The organism is Nonomuraea terrae, from assembly GCF_004348995.1.
In the GTDB taxonomy this organism is placed as follows: Bacteria; Actinomycetota; Actinomycetes; order Streptosporangiales; family Streptosporangiaceae; genus Nonomuraea; species Nonomuraea terrae.
The window spans coordinates 1-2,035 of sequence record NZ_SMKQ01000419.1; the positions used below are offsets into that span (position 1 = coordinate 1).

3 protein-coding genes are annotated in these 2,035 nt (G+C 74.2%); all 3 read right to left on the minus strand.

Going from position 1 to position 2,035, the window contains the following annotated elements; all coding sequences use genetic code 11:
- The coding region (locus tag E1286_RS47050; protein ID WP_132623896.1) for a tetratricopeptide repeat protein at nucleotides 1-607 on the minus strand (607 nt) is incomplete at its 3' end.
- Between the two features lie 81 nt (nucleotides 608-688).
- Complete coding sequence (locus E1286_RS47055; RefSeq protein ID WP_132623898.1) at nucleotides 689-1,633, minus strand: urease accessory protein UreH domain-containing protein; 945 nt, start codon at nucleotides 1,631-1,633, stop codon at nucleotides 689-691.
- A 62-nt stretch (nucleotides 1,634-1,695) separates the two neighbouring features.
- On the minus strand, nucleotides 1,696-1,977 hold the full coding sequence (locus E1286_RS47060; RefSeq protein WP_132623900.1) for an SHOCT domain-containing protein: 282 nt from the start codon (nucleotides 1,975-1,977) through the stop codon (nucleotides 1,696-1,698).
- Nucleotides 1,978-2,035 lie beyond the last annotated feature (58 nt).

A 2,035-nucleotide genomic window follows, 5' to 3' on the forward strand; every position in this document is an offset into this window, starting at 1 on the left:
GGTAGAGACCCATGCAGTACGCCGACTCGGCGTGCCCGCCCCGAGCCCCGCACTCCCACCAGCGCACGGTCTCCTCGTCGTCGCCCGCCGAGTACGCCAGGAACCCCAGGTCGTGGGCGGAGGCCACGTCGCCGTCGGCGGCCGCCTGGCGGTGCCACTCGCGCGCCGCGGCCTGTTCGCCCTCCTCCTCGCACAGCTGCGCCAGCCGGCGGGCGGCCGTCCTGGACCCGGCCATGGCCGCGCTCTCGAACCACACCCGCGCCGCCGCCACGTCGCCGCGCTGCTCCAGCAGGAGCGTGGCCAGGTTGGTCGCGGCCTCGGCGTCGCCGGTGCCGGCGGCGGCCTCGTACCAGGTGACGGCCTCCTCCAGGGTTCCGTGTTGCTCGTGCCAGACGCCCAGGTTGTAGGCGCTGTCGATGTTGCCGAGGCGGGCGGCCAGTTCCCACCAGAGCTTCGCCGCTGCGCGGTCGCCGAACTGGGCGTAGAGCTTGCCGAGCCGGTGCGCGGCCTGCGCGTCGCCTTCCCGCGCGGCGGCCAGCAACTCGGCCTCGTCTCCCACGCGCGGCGCCGGTACGGACGGCGCCGGCGCCTCTCCTTGCCAGGCCATGGCGACAGAGTGGCACGTGATCGCCCGGTTGCCCACCGTAATGGCCGACACTTGACATCCTCGCCCGCGTCCAGCGAGCCGTCACGAGAACATGATGAATCCCGCGTACATGCCCATGCCGCAGACGTACCGCAGGGAGCCGGGCGGTTGCGGCGGCAGCCGTACGACGGCCGGCAGGGCCACGTCGCGCCCGTCGATGGACACCGTGCCGGTGCAGCCGGGCTCGGCGACCTTGAAGACCACCTCCACGGGCACGCCCGCCGGCGCGTTCACCATGGACGGGCGGTAGCCGTCGCGGGTCGCCCAGACGGTGACGGTCGGCTGCGGCGGCCCCGCCGAGGCCGGCGCGGGGACGGTGAGCCAGCCGCCCAGGCTGACGCCCGCCGCCGCGGTCCACAGGCCGGCGGCGATCGCCACCACCCCGGCCAGCCGGGCCAGCCTGGTGCGCGAGACGCGCCGCAGCACCCAGCCGAGCAGCGCGAAGGCGGGCGCGGTGCCGAGCACGAACCCCGCCATCGCCGCGGCTCCCGCCAGCGGCGATCCACTGGAGACCGCGATCATCTCCATGCTCAGCGTCACCCCGCAGGGCACCAGGATGGTGGCCGCCCCCAGCAGCGGAGCCTTGTACGCACGGCGCGTGCGCGGCTCGGGCGCGCAGCGGTCAGGGCCGCGCCGCCACAGCCGCACCGCGAAGCCGACGATCGTGAGCCCGGCCGTGACCAGCAGCACCGCCCGTGCCTGCGGCGGCAGGCTGACGGCCGAGCCGAGCAGGCCGAGCAGCGCCCCCACCGCGGTGTGCGAGACGAGCCGGCCCGCGAGGAACCAGCCCACCGTCGCCCGGCGGTCGTCCACGAGGCCCATGAGCAGGCCGCCCTGCGCCGCCGTGCACGTGGCGGTGCCGGCCAGCAGACCGGCCGCGACGCCGCCGGCGAGCAGGGCGACGGCCTGCGCGCTCAGGACCGGGCGAAGAGCTCGGCGGTGTACCGGCCGCGGAAGCTGACGCTCATGTCCGTCTCCACTCTCCATGACGTCGGTATACGCAACGTAACGCGACGCCATGGATGCGGCCAGTGACAATTTCGTGAGGTTTAGGATGAACCGCTCTTGAGCACGGACATCCGCTCCATGTACTCGTCGTCGCTCATCTCGCCCCGGGCGTACCGCTCGGCGAGGATCTGCTCCGCCGACGCGGTCGGCGACGGCGGGGACGCGGCGGCGGCGGCCGGGCGTCGCGGCCCCCACCAGCCTCTGCGCCAGCCGGTGACGGCGAGCGCGATGACGGCGACCCAGGCCAGCCCCCAGATGATCGGGAAGACCGGCGTGAAATCCCCGGCGCCCCAGTGCGGCGCCATCTGTGCGATCGTGTGCATTTTCTCCTCCTTCGGCGTATGCCTCCAGACTCCGCCGAAGAAGCCCTTCGGCGGAGTC